Consider the following 14,230-nt stretch of genomic DNA (forward strand, 5'->3'; position numbering starts at 1 on the left):
AGATGAAAAATAGATAATTAGATAACTTTTGCTTCTTCATGAAGTAATCTTACCAATTCATCTAAGTTGTCCGGAGAAACTAATTTTACAGCAGCTCTTGGCGGAACACTGTCAAATGAAACAGCTTCAACCTTAACTTCTGTAGATGTAGGTTCAACAACTTGCAAAGGCTTTGTTCTTGCAGACATAATACCTCTCATATTCGGGATAATAAGGTCTTTCTCTTCTACCATTCCTTTTTGTCCGGCAATAACCGCAGGAAGTTTTACAGAGATTGTTTCTTTACCACCTTCAATTTCTCTTACAGCAGTAGCTTCGCCACCATTAACTTCAAGACCTACGCAAGCGTTAACAAATGGCTGGTTAAGAATTTGTGCAACCATTCCTGGTACAGCTCCACCATTATAGTCGATAGACTCTTTACCAGCGATAACTAAATCGTAACCACCTTCCTGAGCAATCTTAGCAATTTCTTTTGCTGTAGAATAGCTATCTTTAGCTTCGATATTTACTCTTACTGCATCATTAGCTCCGATAGCTAATGCTTTTCTTATAACAGGCTCTGTTCCTGCGTCTCCTACATTGATCACAGTAACTGTAGCGCCCTGAGATTCTTGTAATTTTATAGCTTTTGTTAAAGCAAATTCATCAAGTGGATTAATTACCCACTGAATTCCATTTTTATCGAATGCAGATTTATCTGCTGTGAAGTTTATTTTTGCAGTTGTATCTGGTACACTGCTGATACATACTAATATTTTCATAATTAGAAATTGTGTATTGAATTTTGGCTAAGTTAATAAAAAAATGTTATGCATGCATACTAAATTTATCAAAATATATACATAGCATATTAATTACCATATAGTTCGCAGATTACAATGACTTGCTTTTAATTAATGATCAATATTGCGTTTTGCAGCTTTTAATGTGTAGTTTTTGTAATCCTGAATCAGGTTTTCCAATTACTTTGGAAGTGTAGGTCTGATTTCGATTTTAGATGGTAATGTTCTTGGGTTCATTTTCATCATATCAACAATCAGTTCCCCAATATCTTCCGGCTGAATTTTCCATTCATCATTATCTCCAGGATCATGGTTATTAAAGTGTGATTTTACAGATCCCGGCATAATAGTGGAAACTTTTACATTATACTTTCTAAGATCCAGCATTGCTGCTTGTGTAAAACCTACAACGCCGAACTTGGAAGCATTATATCCTGATCCGTTAGCAAAGAAATTAGTTCCTGCCAGGCTGGCAATGGAAATAAAATAACCTTCAGATTTTTTCAATGCTTCTACAGATGCTTTCAGGGTGTAAAAAACACCTGTAAGATTTGTATCTATCATATCCTGCCATGCTTCAACAGAAAGTTCATCTACGGGGGCAAAATGACCCAGTCCGGCATTTGCCACTACAAGATCAACTTGTCCGAAGTGATTTTTAATTTCCTGAAGTGCTTTGTCTTCATCTTCAAAGTTGCGTACATTGGATTGTATCGCTAAAACTTTTGAAGGATCGCTGGAAAGTTGCGCTGCCGCAGCTTTTGCATCATCCAGATTTCGGCCACTAATGGCCACTCTCATTCCTGCATTTAACAAAACACTGGCGATACCCAAGCCTATGCCTTTGGTACCGCCAGTGATGTATGCTACTTTATTGTTTAGCATAAATTTTATTATTTTTTTAAATCCGTATAGTATTCAAAGAAATATGGAATAGACTCAATGCCTTTGTAGAAGTTAAATAGTCCGTAGTGCTCATTTGGAGAGTGGATTGCATCTGAATCCAGTCCAAAGCCCATTAATACAGATTTACTTCCCAATACCTTTTCGAATAACGCTGTGATAGGAATACTACCACCGCTTCTGTAAGGTAATACTTCTTTTCCGAAAGCTTTTTCCATTGCTTTTTTTGCCGCCAGGAATTCTTCTGAATCACTTGGTAAAACGTATGGCATACCTCCATGGTGTGGAGTAACTTTTACTTTTACGTTTTCAGGAGCAATTTTATGGAAATATTTGGTAAACTTCTCAGTAATCTCTTCAGGTGTCTGATATGGAACCAAACGCATAGAAATTTTAGCAAAAGCTTTTGAAGGAATTACCGTTTTAGCACCTTCACCAGTATAACCTCCCCAGATGCCGTTTGCATCCAACGTTGGTCTTATAGATGTTCTTTCCAGAGTTGTATAACCTTTCTCACCTTCTACTCCATTTAAACCGATAGATTTTTTAAAACCTTCCGGATCATCTTTCAGTTTATTCATTTCTGCTCTTTCTTCCAAAGAAACTTCTTCTACATTATCGTAGAATCCATCTATTGTAATTCTTCCGTCTTCGTCGATCAGTTGAGCAATCATTCTTGAAAGAACATGGATAGGATTTGGTACTGCACCACCATAAAGCCCGGAATGCAAATCTCTGTTAGGTCCTTCAACTTCAACCTCTACATAACTAAGACCTCTTAGTCCTGTAGTTACAGTTGGCTGTTCGTTTGAATAGATGTGAGTATCAGAAATTAATATTACATCATTTTTCAGCTTCTCTTTATTCTCAGAAATCCAGTCTCCAAGGCTTTCAGATCCTACTTCTTCTTCTCCTTCGATAATGAATTTTACATTACATGGCAAAGAATTAGTTTTCATCATTGCTTCAAAAGCTTTTACATGCATGAAGAACTGACCTTTGTCGTCCGCAGAACCTCTTGCAAATACAGCCCCTTCAGGGTGTAAAGGTGTAGTTTTTATTACTGGTTCGAATGGGCCACTCTCCCATAACTCTAACGGATCTGGTGGTTGTACATCGTAATGACCATATACTAATACAGTCGGAAGTTTAGGATCAATGATCTTTTCACCATAAACGATTGGGTAACCTTTGGTTTCACAAACTTCAACCTGATCTGCACCTGCTTCTTTTAAATGTTTGGCTACAGCATCTGCGCAGTTAAGAACATCTTTACTGTATGCAGGATCAGCGCTGATAGAAGCTATCTTTAATAGATCACAAAGTTCATCCAGAAAGCGTTGTTTATTCTCCTGAATGTAATTTTGGGTTTCTGACATAATAATTTTTAATTTAGGTAAATATAAAAAATGTCCTGCGAAGCGCAAGACATTTTAGTATGATAAATGTTATCTGATTATTTTTTAGCTTCTGCTGCCGGCTTAGCTGTAGCAGAGTCTTTCACTGCTTTCACTTCTGCAGTTTTAGCAACTTTAGTACTGTCAGTCATTGCTGGCTTTTCAGCTTGTGAAGGTGCAAAGTTTGGTTCTGTTTCAGAAGGCTCCATATTATCTGAATAACGAGCAACATCCTCAGTTCTCTTTATCGTGTTTTTGTTTCCTCCTTGTGGAGCGCTACAAGATGCTATGGCAACAATTGCTACTGCAGATAAAATATATTTTTTCATATATCTATTTTTTATTATTCTTTATCGTTATAGAATCAGCATAGCTGATTTTATGCTCTTTTATTAACCGGTGTCAAAATTAACAATTCTACATTTCTAAGCCAAATAATGAAGCAATTTAAATTGATTTTAAAATAATTTTTCCTTTTTGGCTTTGTGTGAAGATCAAATACTGATTTCCACCATCTTTAATTTTGTATTTCTTCTTAATTTCATCCGGAGTTAATGGATAGTTTTTAGAAATGATATTAAAACGTTCTCCTTTTCCTATTTTCTTTGCTTCTACAGGTACTACTTTTAGTACTCGCCCCGGAAAATCTTCAATAAAATCAGGTGAAGTGTAAAGATGAGTATTAGGATGAAGTTTATCCAGATTATAGTACTCAGAGATAAAATTAAATGCTCCGGATTTTAATACAGCATTATTTGGAATGTATAAATATTCGGATGCTTCACCAAAAATAGGTTTTGATTGCTGGATAGTGCTGAAAGTAACTTCCAATGATGGTTCACTGCTTTCCAGATTATGAATTTTTACTGCAGGACTCTGGTTAAAGTCTTTCTCGATAACAATTAGAAGTTCTTTAACTTCATTCTTTACAGCAATAATATAGATTTCTGAAATACCCGGTACCTGAGATACGAGCATAGAAATATCCATAAGTGGTGATAGTTTTACCACTACTTTATCTGTGAACTCAAATAATTTATTTTGGATTTCAGTAATATCGGGAGACAGATCTTCCAGTAAGAATTTCTTTCGATTGTGTGTGTCTCTTCTGGCTGGATCCAAATAAATCAGAGAAAATTTTTGATCATTTTTCTCTAAAAAATCACCTAAATCTGAGTTTATATAATCAGTGTTAATTTTATTTAAAATCAACCAGTTATGTGATACTATTTCAAGTAATTTTTTATTCTGTTCTACAAGAGTTGTTTTACTGAAATTTGCTGAAAGATAGTAGGCATCTATACCATAGCCACTGGTAAGGTCTAATAAGCTTTCACCAGAAAATAAATTTGCCTTGAAGGCTGCAGTTGTTTCGGAGGAGGCTTGCTCCAAATTCAATTGAGGTGGAAAAATGATCCCATCCTGTAATAAGAATGGAAATTTCTTTTCCGCGGCTTGTCTGCCTTTTATCTGCTGGGCAATTTCCTGAATACTAACATCACTGAAAGGCGAACCGGACAGTAATAATTTTGTAATATCCTGTTGGCTGTTGTCTTTTATGAATTGTTGTACTTCAGGACGAAGAATATGGTTAAACTCCATAACGTTCGGCTAACCGGACTGGCTTTATCACAGATTCATTATAGAGCTTTTCCGGTGCTATTTTAGCGTCTAATGCCGGATAAAGATTAACGCCTAAAAGTTTTATCTTACCCTCATCCAGCCAATTTTGCTCTTTGATCGCTTGATTGTATACCTGCTTCTGAATATTTCCGGATTTCAGATTACTAATATAGCCTCCAGATTTTTCAAGTTCAAGGAAAAGCTCCCATGCTCTTTCAGCTATATCTTTTGTTGCATCTTCTACAAAGAAACTGCCGGAAGTTGCATCTTCAAAAACATTGATAATACTTTCATAAGCCAGTACAATCTGTTGTTTGAAAGATATTTCCTCGGAGACTGAATTTGTTTCTGAAAGTTTGTAATCGTTTGCATAAACTGCATCTGCTCCACCAATCATTGCCGAAGCTAATTCTAATGTACTTCGGATAAGATTATTCTCGGGATCATTAAGACTTTTATTTCGTAAAGATGTTTCTGTAAAAATATAAGGAATAGCTTCTTTGTTATATTCTTTAGACAGCTGATTGATTAAAATTTTCAGGGCACGAATCTTTGCAATTTCCAGAAAGTACTGACTGCCAACTGCTACTCTGAATACAGTCTGCTCGAATACATCTTCTCCGTACAATTCTGCAAGTTCTTTAGTCTTAAGAAGTGCAATAGCAAGTTGTTGAACTATAGAGGCTCCTGCATTCTGATAAATTGAAATGTCGACTCCTATTTTTCTTTTTGCCTCAGTATTTAAGAGTTCTTTCCCTGTTTGCGGGCTAAAAGTCTCTCCTTGTTCTATCCCTTTGAAGATATCCTGGAGACAGAAATAATTATTGTTTTTATCTTTTGCAGCAGCTGTATTTAAAGCAGAATCTTCATAAAAGAATGCCTTGTCCTGTAATTGTAAGGGTTCTTCTTTGATGAGAAATGCATAAGCATCTTCCAATAAATAATCATTGTAAGGTGCAACCAAATGCATGTTTTCTTCCAGACGGGGAAGTTTTACTGGTACGATATTCTCTAAAGTATAAAAAGGCTTGATTTCCAAGCCTTCAATATTTTCTTTTTCCAGTACTTTATAGATATCTTCTGTTTTCAACTGTTTAGCAACCAGTTTTTCCCAATCCTGAAGATTCGTTTTTGCAAAAGACATATTTTATTTTTTTACACTGTTAGCGCTGTCAACTACCAAAATAAAGATTTCTTCATTCTTTTTCTTCATGAAGTAGTTCTCGCGGGCAAATTTTTCACGTTCAGATTTGTTGAACATTAGCTTCTTATAAAAATTATCATTTTTCTGATATTCCTTTTTATAATAGTCTAATTGTTCTTCATATTTCTTGATCTCTCCATTTAGTTCATTAATAACTAAAAAAGATGTACTGTCGAAAAATGTCATCCATACCAGAAATACGGTTATAGTAATTACATATTTGTTCAGAACATATTTCCGGAGAAATCTGAATCCTGAAGATGGCTTTTTGATATCTTTAATAAGATTATCCATTTTTATACACTTTGTTTCTTTAACGAGTTATTGATAACAGTTGTTAAAAAATCAATTGCAACAGTATTGTGTCGCATATTAGGTACGATAAGGTCGGCTTCATTTTTAGACGGCTCTATAAACTCATTGTGCATAGGTTTCAGAGTTGTCTGATAACGATGCAGAACCTCTTCCAGATCACGGCCTCTCTCCTGGGTGTCACGCTTAATTCTTCTGATTAATCTCTCATCTGAATCTGCATGAACAAATACCTTAAGGTCGAACTCTTTCAATAATTCCTTATTCGTAAGAACCAAAATACCTTCTACAATAAGAACGTTTTTAGGCTCTATAAGAATATGATCTCCTGTTCTGGAATGGGTTACAAAAGAATAAACCGGCTGATCGATCTCCTCATGATTTTTTAACTTCTTTACATGATCTAAAAGTAAGTCAAAATCTATAGACTTTGGATGATCATAGTTAAGTTTTTCTCTTTCCGCTAAATTAAGATGTTGATTATCTAAATAATAATTGTCCTGGGAAAGGACATTTACACCTTCAATATTAAGTTGCTGAAGGATTTTGTTGACTACAGTTGTTTTTCCTGAGCCTGTACCACCTGCGATACCTATTACGAGCATTTACTTTTGATTTTGGCAAAGATAGAAAAAATGTCAATTACGATGAAAGTAATTATGTGCGAAATCATTTTAGTAAATCTAATTCGAGAATATTATTATCCTTTTTTATCTTGTTTTTCAGCAAAGCGTCAAGCTCTTTTAATTTTTGCTGTGGAGTTTCAATATTTCCGTTGTCGTCCAGACTGTCGAATATATTTCCTTTCATTACCTCTATTCTGTAGTCCTTAGCAGGATCTCTTCGATACTCTTTGTAAATCTCAATATACTTTTCAAATGATATATCAATTTTGGGGCTCCTTGTGTTTAGTATCGGATAGTTATAATCAGGAATATTATTTTTTATCCCTATTAAATTAAATTTATGGCTACCAGTATTGTCTTCAAGTTTTAATATTAAACCAGGCAAACCGTAAAACTTATAAGGACCGTCGGGAATTGGAATGTCACTTGTAAACCATGCAACCCATTTTCGACCGGCAAAATTAGTTGTAGCCTTCTGTATAGAGAAACCTTTATATTTATCCGTGTTTTTTTCTATATGCCATAGCTGCTTTCTAATATCAATTACAGAAAGCTTCTTATTATAAGTGCTAACAAGGAAGGTTAATTTATAAGAAGGATATTCTTTTGTTATTCTGTAGTCAATAAATTTAGAATCTCTTGGAGGCATCATAAACTGATTTTTTTTAGCCATGCTTGTTAGTGTGGAATCTGATATATATTTCTGCCCATCAAAAAAACCGGAGCCTTTTTGGCTAATATCAAGATACATTATGTTTGTCTTTTTGTTTATGCTATTTGTAGAATCGGGAACTGTTGTATATTCATATATGAAGCGCCTAATTTGCCCATTTGAAATAAAATAAATACAGTTTAATATAATAAAGAATATGTTTTTCATTATTGATATAGATTTGGAAAATAACAATGCTGACTGATTTATTTTAGGGTTTATATTCTATGTTGTGGTTGATTTCTATAGGATTATTATTTTCTCTTATTCTTTCTCTAATGGCTTGGGTCATTTCTCTAAAATCTAATTTTTTAGTTCCTCCCATTCCGTCGTCAGTTACAGTTTTTAAATTTTGAGATTTAACAAAAGCAAAAGGGTCATTGTAATAATCGATTTGTATTTTTTCATATTCATTCTGGGTTATTTCTTTACCCATTTTGGTTGTATATAATTCTTTGTGATAGTATTTTTTGATTTTGACCAGTTGAAATACATATTCTTTATTTTTGTCAGAAATCTGAATTATTAATCCGGGTAGGTTATTGAATATATATGGTCCTTCAGGTGTGCTAATTTCTTCAGTGAACCATGCAATCCAGTCCCTCCCACCATATTCAACTTCAGCTTTCTGACATCTGAACTTTTCAATTACTTTTGTATCAGAAGAAAGCTTCCAGTTCAGTGGATCAGTCATTTTAATATTAAATTTATCGGTACTTAAAGGCACAGATATAAACTTATAAACTGAATTATTATTCATGTTTTTCTTTATATAGAAATAATCATTAAAAATTGTTGATCCGCTGCCGCTGTAACCTGTTTTATTTTGTATTGAATCAGAATCTCTTGATTTTTCAGACCGAAATAATGATTCATTATTCAGAATATCCAAAAAATATAACTGAGAAATTTTTTTATTATTTTCTAATGAAGGTTTATAAGTCATTATATACTCAATGGAATGACCTTGTCCATATGTAATTAATATTCGTAATAATAATACCTGAATCATTAACTTTTTTATAGGAATATTCATAGGAAGTATAATTAAAAAATGCCATCTAAAACGAAAACTGATCTTTTTAGATAGTATTTTATAGTAGTTAACTTGGCTTTATACATCTCATAGCATACCATTCTTTTGTTATGTATAGGCCACATTCAAGTCCCATTGCTTTACAGTCATCATTAGATCCTGTAGAGCACATTGCCTTTTCTTCTCTCCTTCCGCCTAATACGTTTTTCAAATCTGCTCTTGAGAGCTTTTTTAAAGTTTTCATTTTAAAATTATTTTAGGTTCTCCTACTCTATAAGCTTTTCGGATTTCGCTACTTAGTAAATGCTCTTTGTAATTCGAGCTTTGTAAGTAGTTTAAAATTAAATGCATATATTAGTATAAATTACTTTAATTTGAATAAAATAATTAAAAATATAAATAAAAATATCTAGAATATGAATATTGTTGGATCCAGAATAAAAAGAATCCGTGAAGAAAAAGGTATTAAGCAAGAGTATATGGCCTATGAGCTCGATATTTCTCAAAGCAACTATGGGAGATTAGAAAAGCAGGACAGTAGACTTACTGTTCCAAAAATTCAAAAGATTGCTTAAGTTTTAGGTGTTTCTGTTGCCTTATTGTTTGGTGAAAAAAGCAATAATATTACGAATGTGAACGAGGATAGTAACAGCTTTGGGGAAAACCTAAAGCACATTGAATCTTTAAAAGAAGAAATAAATTTTTTAAGAAAGATGCTAAAGGAACAGGGAAAGTAAGTTATTTGAAAACTAATCTATTTTCACCTTTTCCCCCGAAATTTCCGGAGAGATATTAAATACATAAAGAACCACGGCTTTTACCCGTGCTAAAAACTCACGGGCATGATTCCTGTAAAAGCTCTCGTTGCTGTTTACATCCTGAGCATCGAAAGCATAAGCGTTCATTCCCTCATTTCGTGCCATAAATAAGGCTCTCAAATTATGGAATCCCTGAGATACAATGATAACATTGTTTTCCTGGTAGATATATTTACATCTGAAAATACTGGCCTGGGTATTAAACCCCTTAGGATCTTCAATAATTGCTGACTGTGGTATCCCGCCATTAAAGATAAGATAGTTTCTCATCGCTTTAGGTTCATCATAATTCTTACTTTTTTCGCCACTTACAATAATGCGTTTTACTTTTCCGATATTGTATAAAGCTGTTACAGCATCCATACGGGTTATGAAATATGGATTAGCTCTTCCTCCTACCGTTTTTGGAGAAGTTCCGAGTACTAATGCACATTTCTGTGCCGGAATTTTGCTCAGTTTTGTAAAAGTACGTCCGTCAGTAAGCGCAACAACCCATATGTTGGCTAAAAACATTAGCAAAATAAGGATTTCTGAACTGCGGATAATCGCCTTTATTAATATGTAAATCTTTCTTCTCAGATATTATCGAAGTTTAAATTAATTTTCCTGGATAAAGCTACGCCAACGCAGGGTAAAATCAAACCAGATTGTGTTTCTTTTTCTGTTAAATATTCATTTTCTACCATGTAGACCTCTCCTTCTTCCAAATGACATCTGCACGATCCGCATAATCCAGACTTACAGGAATATGGTATATCATATCCTGCTTCTAACAGAGAACTTAATACCCTGGTTTCATTAGAAGGAATATGATGTTCATATTCTTTACCAAAAAGAGTGAATTTTACCTCAATATCTTTTACTACAGGTAGCTCCTCTTCTATTTCATATATATCTTCATTAAACTCATCAAAAAGTTCAAAATGAATATTTTGTTTTCTTATACCATGTTGATAGCAGGCATTAGCAATAGATTTAATCATCTCACCAGGACCACAGATAAGAACTTCATCGGTAGCATCCCATATAGTAGATTCTTCATCTTCTTCATCCTGATCAAGAATCTGGTTGATAATAAGACTCACCTTTTTTGCATCCAGTCTCCCCTGGAACATTAGATTTTTAGCTTTATCTCTGGAGAAAAAGAAAAATGAATGAAATCTGTCTGCATATTGTGTTTGCAAATCAGACAGTTCATCTATAAAAGCAATATTTTCTTTATCTCTGTTTCCATAAAACAGGAATAATCTTGTATTGATTTCATTATGAAGAATGTTCTTCATGTGACTAAGAATAGGTGTAATTCCTATTCCTGAAGCAAAACAAAGAATAGTTCTTTTCTCATTTGGTCTGGATCTGATTGTAAAACGTCCCTGTGGTTCCGAAATTTCAACAAGATCGCCAGGTTCCAGACCCTGATAAAGGTGGTATGCAAAACTCTCTTCACTACTATATTTAATTCCAAAGCTTAACTCATTTTCATAAGGCGCCGAGGTATAAGAGTAATCATTTTGCCTGTTTCCTAGTTTTATAGCAGAATATTGTCCGGATTCATATTGATATTTTTCCTTTAAATGTTCCGGAATTTCGAAGGTCAGGGAAAAGCTTGTTTTTGTCAATCGCTTTTTTTTGACTATTTTTAGCCAATGAAATTGAACTGTGTTTCTTATGGTAACGTTTTCTAACATTAACACAAAAATATATAAAAAAAGATGAAAAAGCTATTCTTTGGGATTACAATACTATCAGCAATTGTTGCTTGTAAAAAAACAGATTCCCCTGTAACAGGAAATAAAAATAACGACAGAACTGAAATGGTTCCGAATCCGGAAGGGGAAGTTAAAGATTCCGGAAAAGCATTGCAGATCTTTGGAGAGGATAAAGTAGCAGAGCTTTTAAAGACTAAAGATAATGATACACTGTATGTTACTAATTTCTTTGCAACATGGTGCGGACCTTGTATGATTGAGATTCCGTATTTTAAAACTGAAATGGAAAAACTAAAAGGTGAGAAAGTTAAATTCACTTTTGTAAGTGTAGACCAGCCGGAAGATTGGAATACTAAAGTTAAAGAATTTGGAAATATCCAGGGACTAAGTAGTAATATAGTATTGTTTGATATGGTGAATGCTGCCCCTGGATTTGCTAAAAGCAATACCAATACATGGGATGGTGGTGCTATACCATTTACCAGAATGTCTAAAGGAAATAAAGTATTCGAGAAAGTTGGTACACTTTCCGAAGAAGAGATGCAGAGTAAACTTAACGAGTTTAAATAACCGACTGAATGTCAGTGAAATTTAGAAATATAAGTATAGGGCTTCTGGCCCTATTCTTTATCTTAGCCTTTATCAATCTGAATATAGGCTTTACTGATTTGAATTTTACTGATTTCTTTTCTTCTGATGAAAGCACTTCATTAATAGCTCAGTTACGTATTAACAGAGTTGTTATAATATTTCTGGCAGGAATATCCATTCCTACAAGTGGCTTTCTTATGCAGGAGTATTTTCAGAATCCACTGGCAGGGCCTGAAGTTTTAGGAATAACCTCTGTTGCTTCTCTGGCTGTTGCTAGCTATATTTTTCTTACTAAAGATTTTACATTACCCGAATTTTTGCAAAGTGGCCTTATCAGTATGGCTGCATTTGCTGGCAGTCTTTTGTTAATGCTTATATTATTGGCATATTCCAAAGCCTTTACAGATAAAACCTACCTCATTATTTTTGGCTTTCTTATATCTGCCTTGGCCAGTGCTATTGTAAGCCTTATGCAGGTATATGCACAAAACGAATCTTTAAAAAGTTATGTTTTATGGTCATTTGGTGCCAATAATCAGGTAACACTTTCTCAGATTGCTATTGTGAGTGCTTTGGTTGTAATCGGAATGTTTTTATGTTTCAGATCGATAAAACCATTAATGGGAAATGCATTGGGCGAGAGTTATGCTAAGTCTTTTGGAGTAAATCTGGAAAGACTAAAATACCTTGTTATTATTTGCTCTTCTCTGTTATCAGCAAGTATTACGGCATTTTTGGGACCTGTTTTGTTTATCGGAATTGTAGTTCCTCATTTTTGCAGAATGTTATGGAATCCTGCCCAACTATGGCAGCAATGGATTCTTAATATATTATTTGGTGCCTGCTTGTTAGAGTTGTTTTCCATTATCTCGGAACTGGCTCATTGGCCTATTAATATTATATCATCTTTGTTTGGAGTTCCTGTTATTCTGACCATGCTTGTTAAAATGAACCGCCGTGCAGTCTGAAGTTATTTTAAAATTAGAACATCTTGATATTGGCTACCAGAAAGTTTTGGTAAAAGATATCTGTGCGGAGTTAAAGCTGGGAGAAGTTTGCCTGTTGATGGGAAATAACGGACAGGGAAAAACAACTCTTATTAAAAGTATCCTTGGTGAAAACAAATTGCTAAATGGTGATATTCTACTCGCAGAAAAGTCAATAAACACATTGTCTGCACTCCAAATTGCTAAAAAAATTTCAGTAGTATTTTCCAAAGCAACTATTCCAAACGGATTTACAGTAAAAGACCTGATAAGTTTAGGAAAGTACATACATTACCCCTATTATTTTTCCCTTAATAAAAAAGATCAAGAAGAGGTTGTTGATATAATTAATAAGATTGGATTGCAGGAATATACAGATATGCCTCTTCAGCAGCTATCAGACGGAAACCTGCAAAAGGCTTTTATTGGCCGTGCATTAGTACAGAATACCTCAGTTATTATTCTTGATGAGCCTACAACGCATTTGGATGAGAAGAACAAAACTATTGTTCTTACCACACTTCGTATGCTGGCAAAAGAATATCATAAAACAATTCTGTTCTCCTCTCATGATTGGAGACTGGCAAAAGAATTTTCAGATAAGATATGGTATATTAAAGAAGGAGGATTATATTCTGGTATTGCCGAGGATATACTGTCCAACCATCCGGAATTGACAGCTCCTGCCCTTTTTCATTTTAATGAAGCATTTGTAACTCCTCATATTGAAGCATCCCAGTTACATAAAGAAATGCTCTTCTCCGTGCTTCAAAAAAACTTCAAAAAAGACCTTTCTCAATTCAAATTTATCTTTCAGGATGGTATTTGGGATGTTTCTTCAGATACATTTCAAAAAAAAGCTAAAAGTTTTGAAGAAATTATTCAATTAATCAGAAACCTTTAATAATCTGATAGTTCGGAAGCTTCAAATTAATATTATGCATGCATAGTATTATGCTTTTCATAGTTTTTAAAGTACTGGTTTCGAATATTTTAACAAAAATTAACTTTCCTGTGATATTATGCATGCATAATAATTATTAAATTTGAGAAGACCAGAATTTAATATTGATATGGATAATAACAAAGGAAGAGTTGATAACATTGATCTTATTCTGAAGCAGACCTGGCTGGCCGTTTCCAAAATGTATTCGGAGCGCGCTCAGGAATATGATTCAACAGCTGTTCAGGCTTTAACACTTTTAAAGATCGATCCTAAAGAAGGAACAAGGAGCACTAACCTTGGACCAAAGATGGCTATCGAGCCAACATCACTTACAAGAATCATTAAACTTCTTGAAGACAACGGTTATATCTATAAAGAAAAAACAACTACAGATAAAAGGGAGGTTATAATAAAGCTTACCGATAAAGGACTTAATTCCAGAAACCTTTCAAAAGAAGTAGTAGTTAATTTCAACAAAAGAGTAATCGAAACCATTAATCCTGAAAAACTGGAAACTTTCAAGGAAGTAATGCGTGATATTTTGAATATAGCAAACGATTTAAATAACAAGAAATAAAATTC

The 14,230-nt window shown here is 33.9% G+C and carries 18 protein-coding genes; 5 read left to right on the top strand and 13 right to left on the bottom strand.

Going from position 1 to position 14,230, the window contains the following annotated elements; all coding sequences use genetic code 11:
• Window positions 1–17: 17 nt before the first annotated feature.
• The 11 genes from BAZ10_RS02680 to BAZ10_RS18940 all read right to left on the bottom strand — a co-directional run bounded on the left by BAZ10_RS02680 (window position 18) and on the right by BAZ10_RS18940 (window position 8,842).
• Window positions 18–764 carry an electron transfer flavoprotein subunit beta/FixA family protein gene (locus BAZ10_RS02680; RefSeq protein WP_059325499.1) on the bottom strand — a complete coding sequence of 249 codons (747 nt, stop codon included), beginning with the start codon at window positions 762–764 and terminating at the stop codon, window positions 18–20.
• Between the two features lie 201 nt (window positions 765–965).
• Complete coding sequence (locus BAZ10_RS02685) at window positions 966–1,670, bottom strand: SDR family oxidoreductase (RefSeq protein ID WP_078770736.1); 705 nt, start codon at window positions 1,668–1,670, stop codon at window positions 966–968.
• Window positions 1,671–1,678: 8 nt separating this feature from the next.
• Window positions 1,679–3,067 (bottom strand): dipeptidase, encoded by a 1,389-nt coding sequence (locus BAZ10_RS02690; protein WP_078770737.1) that lies wholly within the window; start codon window positions 3,065–3,067, stop codon window positions 1,679–1,681.
• A gap of 77 nt (window positions 3,068–3,144) precedes the next feature.
• Window positions 3,145–3,414: a hypothetical protein gene (locus tag BAZ10_RS02695; RefSeq protein WP_059325496.1), complete on the bottom strand. Its 270-nt coding sequence runs from the start codon at window positions 3,412–3,414 to the stop codon at window positions 3,145–3,147.
• 118 nt (window positions 3,415–3,532) lie between these two features.
• Window positions 3,533–4,687 carry a class I SAM-dependent methyltransferase gene (locus BAZ10_RS02700; protein ID WP_078770738.1) on the bottom strand — a complete coding sequence of 385 codons (1,155 nt, stop codon included), beginning with the start codon at window positions 4,685–4,687 and terminating at the stop codon, window positions 3,533–3,535.
• Window positions 4,677–5,852, bottom strand: coding sequence for a methylmalonyl-CoA mutase family protein (locus BAZ10_RS02705; RefSeq protein ID WP_078770739.1), 1,176 nt, complete (start codon window positions 5,850–5,852; stop codon window positions 4,677–4,679). The genes BAZ10_RS02700 and BAZ10_RS02705 overlap by 11 nt, the downstream gene beginning before the upstream one ends.
• Window positions 5,853–5,855: 3 nt before the next feature.
• The gene (locus BAZ10_RS02710; protein WP_034867016.1) at window positions 5,856–6,206 is read right to left on the bottom strand and encodes an FtsB family cell division protein; all 351 of its coding nucleotides are present in this window, start codon (window positions 6,204–6,206) and stop codon (window positions 5,856–5,858) included.
• A 2-nt stretch (window positions 6,207–6,208) separates the two neighbouring features.
• A complete protein-coding gene (udk, locus tag BAZ10_RS02715; RefSeq protein WP_009088536.1) occupies window positions 6,209–6,829 on the bottom strand; it encodes a uridine kinase in 621 nt (206 codons plus the stop codon).
• Between the two features lie 64 nt (window positions 6,830–6,893).
• On the bottom strand, window positions 6,894–7,730 hold the full coding sequence (locus tag BAZ10_RS02720) for a GLPGLI family protein (protein ID WP_078770740.1): 837 nt from the start codon (window positions 7,728–7,730) through the stop codon (window positions 6,894–6,896).
• Between the two features lie 43 nt (window positions 7,731–7,773).
• Window positions 7,774–8,598 (bottom strand): GLPGLI family protein, encoded by an 825-nt coding sequence (locus BAZ10_RS02725; protein WP_078770741.1) that lies wholly within the window; start codon window positions 8,596–8,598, stop codon window positions 7,774–7,776.
• Window positions 8,599–8,665: 67 nt separating this feature from the next.
• Window positions 8,666–8,842 (bottom strand): bacteriocin-like protein, encoded by a 177-nt coding sequence (locus tag BAZ10_RS18940; RefSeq protein WP_165689653.1) that lies wholly within the window; start codon window positions 8,840–8,842, stop codon window positions 8,666–8,668.
• Window positions 8,843–9,014: 172 nt separating this feature from the next.
• On the opposite strand from BAZ10_RS18940, the gene BAZ10_RS19190 reads away from it, so the two are divergent.
• Window positions 9,015–9,173 (top strand): helix-turn-helix domain-containing protein, encoded by a 159-nt coding sequence (locus BAZ10_RS19190; protein WP_245803728.1) that lies wholly within the window; start codon window positions 9,015–9,017, stop codon window positions 9,171–9,173.
• Between the two features lie 174 nt (window positions 9,174–9,347).
• Here the strand turns inward: BAZ10_RS19190 and BAZ10_RS02735 are convergent, their stop codons facing one another.
• A complete protein-coding gene (locus tag BAZ10_RS02735) occupies window positions 9,348–9,929 on the bottom strand; it encodes a SanA/YdcF family protein (protein WP_034867009.1) in 582 nt (193 codons plus the stop codon).
• 62 nt (window positions 9,930–9,991) lie between these two features.
• Window positions 9,992–11,035: a 2Fe-2S iron-sulfur cluster-binding protein gene (locus BAZ10_RS02740; RefSeq protein ID WP_078770940.1), complete on the bottom strand. Its 1,044-nt coding sequence runs from the start codon at window positions 11,033–11,035 to the stop codon at window positions 9,992–9,994.
• 93 nt (window positions 11,036–11,128) lie between these two features.
• On the opposite strand from BAZ10_RS02740, the gene BAZ10_RS02745 reads away from it, so the two are divergent.
• The 4 genes from BAZ10_RS02745 to BAZ10_RS02760 all read left to right on the top strand — a co-directional run bounded on the left by BAZ10_RS02745 (window position 11,129) and on the right by BAZ10_RS02760 (window position 14,225).
• Complete coding sequence (locus BAZ10_RS02745) at window positions 11,129–11,695, top strand: TlpA family protein disulfide reductase (protein ID WP_065082627.1); 567 nt, start codon at window positions 11,129–11,131, stop codon at window positions 11,693–11,695.
• Window positions 11,696–11,703: 8 nt separating this feature from the next.
• Entirely contained in the window at window positions 11,704–12,684 is a 981-nt protein-coding gene (locus tag BAZ10_RS02750) for a FecCD family ABC transporter permease (RefSeq protein ID WP_078770742.1), read from the top strand.
• Window positions 12,674–13,606, top strand: coding sequence for an ABC transporter ATP-binding protein (locus tag BAZ10_RS02755; protein WP_078770743.1), 933 nt, complete (start codon window positions 12,674–12,676; stop codon window positions 13,604–13,606). The genes BAZ10_RS02750 and BAZ10_RS02755 overlap by 11 nt, the downstream gene beginning before the upstream one ends.
• Window positions 13,607–13,775: 169 nt before the next feature.
• Window positions 13,776–14,225, top strand: a complete 450-nt coding sequence (locus BAZ10_RS02760) for a MarR family winged helix-turn-helix transcriptional regulator (protein ID WP_009093306.1) — start codon at window positions 13,776–13,778, stop codon at window positions 14,223–14,225.
• Window positions 14,226–14,230 lie beyond the last annotated feature (5 nt).

The organism is Elizabethkingia occulta, assembly GCF_002023715.1.
GTDB classification, from domain to species: domain Bacteria; phylum Bacteroidota; class Bacteroidia; order Flavobacteriales; family Weeksellaceae; genus Elizabethkingia; species Elizabethkingia occulta.